The following is a 5,881-nucleotide window of genomic DNA, read 5'->3' as shown; positions in this document are numbered from 1 at the left end:
CTGCCGATACGCTCTGAATAAGTCCAAGCCTTGTTCCAGGGGAGTTCGCAGCATGTATCGTTGGTTAGCCGAGAAACTGGGGAATGTCAGCGTCAACCGCAAGCTGAGCATAGGCTTCGGCCTGGTATTGGTCCTGACCCTATTGATCACCTTCACCGGCTGGACCGGCCTCAGCGGCGTGATCAGCCGTGGCGACAAGCTGGGCTACATCTCCAGCCTCAACGGGCTGACCAAGGACCTGCGCCTGGCGCGACTGGACTTCGAAATGCGCCGTGGCGAACAAGGCACCAGCGCGGTCAACGACCTGATCACCCAGCTGGACAGTGGCCTGAAAACCGCCGCAGACCTGATCGAGCAACCCGACGACAAGCTCGTGGTAGAGCAGCAACAGGATGCCTTGGGCCAATACAAAAAAGCCTTCGGCGCCATGGTGCAGGCCGGCCTCAAGCGTGAAGGCGCCCGCAGCAAACTGGGCGATACCGCCGACAACGCCGTCGCAAAAATCAACGAAGTGGAAAAATCCCTGCTGCAAGGCGACAGCGTCACCCTGTTCAACAGCGTGGTCGACCTGAGCAAACTGATCCAGCAAGCGCGCTTCCAGGTGCGCGGCTACACCTACAGCGGCAAGGTCGAGGCCGAACAGCCGGCGCTGGATGCCATCGACAACGCCCTGAAGAAAATCACCGACCTCAACGACCCGTTGCCCGAGCAATACCGGGCCAACCTGCAAGAGGCCAGCGTTTCGCTGCAGGCCTACCGCGCCGCGGTGAGCCAGTACCGCGACTCCCAGGTGGCCAGTGCCGCCGCGATGAAAATCATGGGCGAGCAGGGCGATATCCTGCTCGATCGCAGTAACAAACTCACCACTTCGCAAACCGTGGTGCGTGATACCGATGCCGCCCACGCCAAGAACCTGCTGTTACTGGCCACCGCCCTCGCGCTGGCGTTTGGTGTACTCGCCGCCTGGGCCATTACCCGGCAGATCGTGATTCCACTGAACCAGACCCTCAAAGTCGCCGAGCGCGTGGCGTCCGGCGACCTGAGCCACAACCTGATCTCCCAGCGCCAGGATGAACTGGGGCAACTGCAACGGTCGATGCAAAGCATGACCGTGGGCCTGCGGGAGCTGATTGGCGGTATCAGCGACGGCGTCACCCAGATCGCCAGTGCCGCCGAGCAGCTATCGGCCGTTACCGAGCAGACCAGCGCCGGGGTCAACAGCCAGAAGGTCGAGACCGACCAGGTCGCCACCGCCATGAACGAAATGGCCGCCACCGTGCAGGAAGTCGCCCGTAACGCTGAAGAAGCCTCGGAAGCCGCCGTAGCCGCCGACCAGCAGGCCCGTGAAGGCGACAAGGTGGTTGGTGAGGCCATCGCCCAGATCGAGCGCCTGGCCAGCGAGGTGGGCAACTCCACCGAAGCCATGGGCCATCTCAAGCGTGAGAGCGACAAGATCGGCAGTGTCCTGGACGTCATCAAGTCGGTGGCCCAGCAAACCAACCTGCTGGCCCTTAACGCAGCGATTGAAGCGGCGCGCGCCGGTGAAGCCGGACGCGGTTTTGCGGTGGTTGCCGATGAAGTGCGCAGCCTGGCCCAGCGGACGCAGAAGTCCACCGAGGAAATCGAAGAGTTGATCGTCGGCCTGCAAAGCGGCACCCAGCAGGTGGCAACCATCATGGACAACAGTCGCGGCCTGACCGACAGCAGCGTCGAGCTAACCCGTCGGGCCGGCAATGCCCTGGAGAACATCACCCGTACCGTCTCGGCGATCCAGGCGATGAACCAGCAGATCGCCACCGCCGCCGAGCAGCAAAGCGCCGTGGCCGAAGAAATCAACCGCAGCGTGCTCAACGTGCGGGACGTTTCCGAACAAACCTCGGCGGCCAGCGAAGAAACCGCGGCTTCCAGTGCCGAGCTGGCGCGCCTGGGGGTTTACCTGCAAAGCCTGGTAGGTCGCTTCAAGGTCTGACCCGCTTGCGGCGGCCATCAGGGCCGCCGCTCCGACAATATGTGAAATTTCCTACGCGTTTTTCAGGTCGTGGATCACACACCTGGCGCCGAATAAAAGTAGCGTTTCAACTCCCCTGACCATTGTTGGCCGGACGCTTGAGACGCTCCTTTTGATTCGTTGGAGGTTCACCATGTTTCGTCCACTGACCCGCCTGCTCGGAAACATCAGCATCAGCCTCAAACTTGCCCTGGGCTTTGGCCTGGTGCTCAGCCTCAGCCTGATCATCGCCTCTACCGGTTGGCAAGCCTTGAGCGCATCCCTCGAGCGCTCCCAAAAACTCACGCTGCTCTCGCAATTGGCAGTCGTCGGCGAAGAGTTGCGCGCTGATCGCATCGTCTATCGCACCCTGAACGACCCGGCCAGCCTGTCCAAAATAGAGCTGCATATGGACAAGATCGACCAGTTCCTGGTGGATCTTTCCCCGCGATTTACCGACCCGGTCAACCAACAACAGCTGCAGGAAAGCCGACGCTTCGTCACCAGTTTCAAGACCGCCTTAAGCGGCCTGGAGGGGCTGATCAAGCAACGTGAAAACGCCCGTGAACAGCTCAAGCGCAGCTCAGTCCAGAGCAGTGACAGCCTCTCTGAACTGTCGAGCAACCTGCCCAATCAAGACGATGAAAAGGCCCTCGATGCCGTGGAACAATTGCGCCAGGCCCTGGAACAAGCCGAAGACCGCGCCCAGAGCCCCGCCTGGGCCGCTGCGTCATTGGACGCCTATGCCAAGGGCGTGGGTGATGCGCTACTGGCCCTGGATGGCGCCCAGGCGGCGGTAGGCGCGCTGCCGGTTGACGCCAGCGCCCTGAAAAAAGTCCTGCTCGATTTTCGGACTCACCTGACACGCCTCAAGGACGCCCAACTCAGCGCCGAAACCACCCAGAACCAGCTTGAACAGTGGCTGGATCAATTGCTCACGGAAAGCGACCTGCTGAGCCAGGACCAGACCGCCAAGCGTGACAACGAAGCCAGCCTCGCCCGCACCCTGCTGCTCAACGTTACTGCAGCGGCGCTGTTGCTCGGCGTCGTGGCCGCCTGGTTGATCGCCGGCCAGATCGTCGCGCCGCTGCGCCAGGCCCTGTCCGTGGCCAACCGGATTGCCGAAGGTGACCTGAGCCACGACATCCAGGCCTCGCGCCAGGATGAACTGGGGCAGTTGCAGCGCAGCATCGGGCAAATGACCCTCAACCTGCGGGGCTTGATCAGCGGCATCGGCGACAGCGCCCAGCAGATCGCCAGCGCCGCCGAGCAACTCTCGGCGGTCACCGAGCAAACCCGCGACGGGGTCGACGGCCAGAAGCAGGAAACCGAACAGGTGGCCACCGCCATGAACGAGATGCTCGCCACCTCCCAGGAAGTTGCGCGCCATGCCGAGCAAGCGTCGCTGGCTGCTGCCGAGGCCGACCGGCAGGCGGGCCAGGGCGATCAGGTGGTGGCTGAGGCCATTACCCACATCGAGCACCTGGCTCAGGAGATGGCTCGTTCAAGCCAGGCCATGCAAGGCCTGCAACAGGAAAGCCGGAAGATCGGCAGCGTGCTGGAAGTGATCAAGTCGGTATCGGAACAGACCAACTTGCTGGCCCTCAACGCCGCGATTGAGGCGGCTCGCGCCGGCGAGGCTGGCAGAGGCTTTGCCGTGGTCGCCGATGAAGTGCGCAGCCTGGCGCAGCGTACCCAGCAGTCGGCCGAGGAAATCGAGGAGTTGATCAGCGGCCTGCACCGGGGCACGCAGCAGGTCGCGGACATTATGGACAACAGTCGCAGCCTCACCGACAACAGTGTGCAACTGACCCGCCGCGCAGGAGAGGCGCTGGCTGGCATCACCCGTACCGTGTCAGTGATTCAGGAGATGAACCCGCAAATTGCCGCTGCCGCCGAGGAACAAACCGCAGTCGCCGAGGAGATCAACCGCAGCGTGTTGAAGGTCAAGGATGTATCGGAACAGACCTGGGCCGCGAGTCAGGACACTGCGGCGGCCAGTGTCGAACTGGCCCGCCTGGGGGCGGATTTGCAGGTGTGGGTGGGCAAGTTCAAGGTCTGAAAGAACCCAACCTGTGGCGAGGGAGCTTGCTCCCGCTGGAGTGCGCAGCGCTCCTATCTTTTTTGGGAGCCGCTACGCAGCCCAGCGGGAGCAAGCTCCCTCGCCACAAGAAGCATTCCCACGCATTTAGAGAACCTGGCGCAGGAAGGCTTGGGCGCGAGGGTCCTTCGGCGCATCGAAGAATTGCGCCGGGGCGGCGTCCTCCAACAGTTTGCCGTGATCGAAGAACAGCACGCGATCAGCCACTTCCCGGGCAAAGCCCATTTCATGGGTGACGCAGACCATGGTCATGCCTTCCAGGGCCAGGGTCTTCATCACGTCCAGCACTTCGCCGACCATTTCCGGGTCCAGCGCCGAGGTGGGCTCGTCAAACAGCATCACCTTGGGCTCCATCGCCAGCGCGCGGGCAATCGCGACGCGTTGCTGCTGGCCACCGGAAAGCCGCGACGGGAACTCGTGGGCTTTCTGGGCAATGCCGACTTTCTCCAGGAGCGCCAGGGCCTTGGCCTCGCGCTCTTTCTTGCCGCGCTTGCGCACGACTTTTTGCGCCAGGCAGAGGTTTTCCAGCACGGTCATGTGGGGGAACAGGTTGAAGTGCTGGAACACCATGCCGACTTCACGGCGGTAGGCGTTCACGTCGGTCTTCGGGTCTGCCAGTTGCAGGCCGTCGATGCTTACCGAGCCGGAATCGAATTCCTCCAGGCCGTTAAGGCAGCGCAGGAACGTCGACTTGCCGGAACCGGACGGGCCGATCACCACCAGCACTTCACCCCTGGCCACTTGGGTGGTCACGTTGTCCACCGCGCGTACGACGTGGCCACGGGTGTCGAAGACTTTTACCAGATCGCGGACTTCAATCACTTTGCGCGAGCCTCCGCTCAAGCCGGCTGGCGATTTTCGACAGCGGCAGGTTGATCAGCAGGTACAGGCCTGCGACGCAGAACAGGATTTCGAATGGCGAGAACGAGGTGGTGATGACCTCGCGGCCGCTTTTGAGCAGCTCGGTAATCGCGATCACCGACACCAGGGATGTGTCCTTGACCAAGCTGATAAATTGCCCGGCCAGGGGCGGCAGCACGCGCTTGAAAGCTTGCGGCAACACCACGTGGCGCATCGACTGACCGGCACTGAGCCCCAGGGAACGTGCCGCCTCATTCTGCCCACGGGCAATCGACTGCACGCCGGCACGGATGATTTCCGCCACATACGCGCCGGTAAACAGTGACAGCGCGGCGATCCCGGCGAATTCCCGGGACAGGTTGAGCACCGTGCCGATAAAGAAATAGAAAATGAAGATCTGCACCAACAACGGCGTACCGCGTACCAGTTCGACGTAGATCGTCGACAGATCGCGTAAAGTCGGGTTGTTCGACAGGCGACACAATCCGGTCGCCAGGCCGATCAACAGTCCCAGCACCCCGGACACCACCGATAGCCACAACGTAGTCCACAAGCCCCACAGCAGAGGGCCCGCAGCCCAATGCCGGGTGACGCCGACCACATCGCCCTCGGCCACGTCATCGCCCTTGGCCACTTGCAGACTGTTCTCGGCCACGGTCAGGTGCTGTTCGTTGCCCTCGTCATTACGCAGGGTGACGTCAGCCACATCGCCCTTGCGTACCAACTCGCTGACGGTGGAAATGTCCGACGCACGCTGGGATTCTTCGGCCTGGTAGACGAAGTACTGCGGCACGCGGTTCCAGCGCCATTCGTAGGACATCAGCGAGGTGGCGTAATACAACGCGCCGGCCAGGCCGACCAGCACCAGCACCGTCAGCAGGTGCCAGGGCCATTGGGCTTTTTTCTGTTTCATTACGGGTTCCGGGATATGT

The 5,881-nt window shown here is 62.3% G+C and carries 4 protein-coding genes and 1 pseudogene; 3 read left to right on the top strand and 2 right to left on the bottom strand.

Annotated features, from left to right (window positions below; all coding sequences use genetic code 11):
* Positions 1-52: 52 nt before the first annotated feature.
* The 3 genes and pseudogenes from JV201_RS30125 to JV201_RS01800 form a co-directional block, all read left to right on the top strand.
* A pseudogene (locus tag JV201_RS30125) lies at positions 53-1,111 on the top strand (methyl-accepting chemotaxis protein); the annotation flags it as partial.
* Entirely contained in the window at positions 1,097-1,969 is an 873-nt protein-coding gene (locus tag JV201_RS30120) for a methyl-accepting chemotaxis protein (protein WP_371103578.1), read from the top strand. The pseudogene JV201_RS30125 and the gene JV201_RS30120, both read left to right, overlap by 15 nt.
* Before the next feature lie 172 nt (positions 1,970-2,141).
* Positions 2,142-4,049, top strand: a complete 1,908-nt coding sequence (locus JV201_RS01800) for a methyl-accepting chemotaxis protein (protein ID WP_134325601.1) — start codon at positions 2,142-2,144, stop codon at positions 4,047-4,049.
* 126 nt (positions 4,050-4,175) lie between these two features.
* On the opposite strand, the gene JV201_RS01795 is transcribed toward JV201_RS01800, so the two are convergent.
* Both JV201_RS01795 and JV201_RS01790 read right to left on the bottom strand, forming a co-directional pair.
* Entirely contained in the window at positions 4,176-4,910 is a 735-nt protein-coding gene (locus JV201_RS01795) for an amino acid ABC transporter ATP-binding protein (protein ID WP_087692909.1), read from the bottom strand.
* On the bottom strand, positions 4,903-5,862 hold the full coding sequence (locus JV201_RS01790) for an amino acid ABC transporter permease (RefSeq protein WP_003209286.1): 960 nt from the start codon (positions 5,860-5,862) through the stop codon (positions 4,903-4,905). The genes JV201_RS01795 and JV201_RS01790 overlap by 8 nt, the downstream gene beginning before the upstream one ends.
* Positions 5,863-5,881 lie beyond the last annotated feature (19 nt).

This window comes from Pseudomonas sp. Colony2 (genome assembly GCF_019382755.1).
GTDB lineage: Bacteria > Pseudomonadota > Gammaproteobacteria > Pseudomonadales > Pseudomonadaceae > Aquipseudomonas.
The sequence above is the reverse complement of the archived record's forward strand: the minus strand, read 5'-3'. Positions and strand labels throughout refer to the sequence as shown.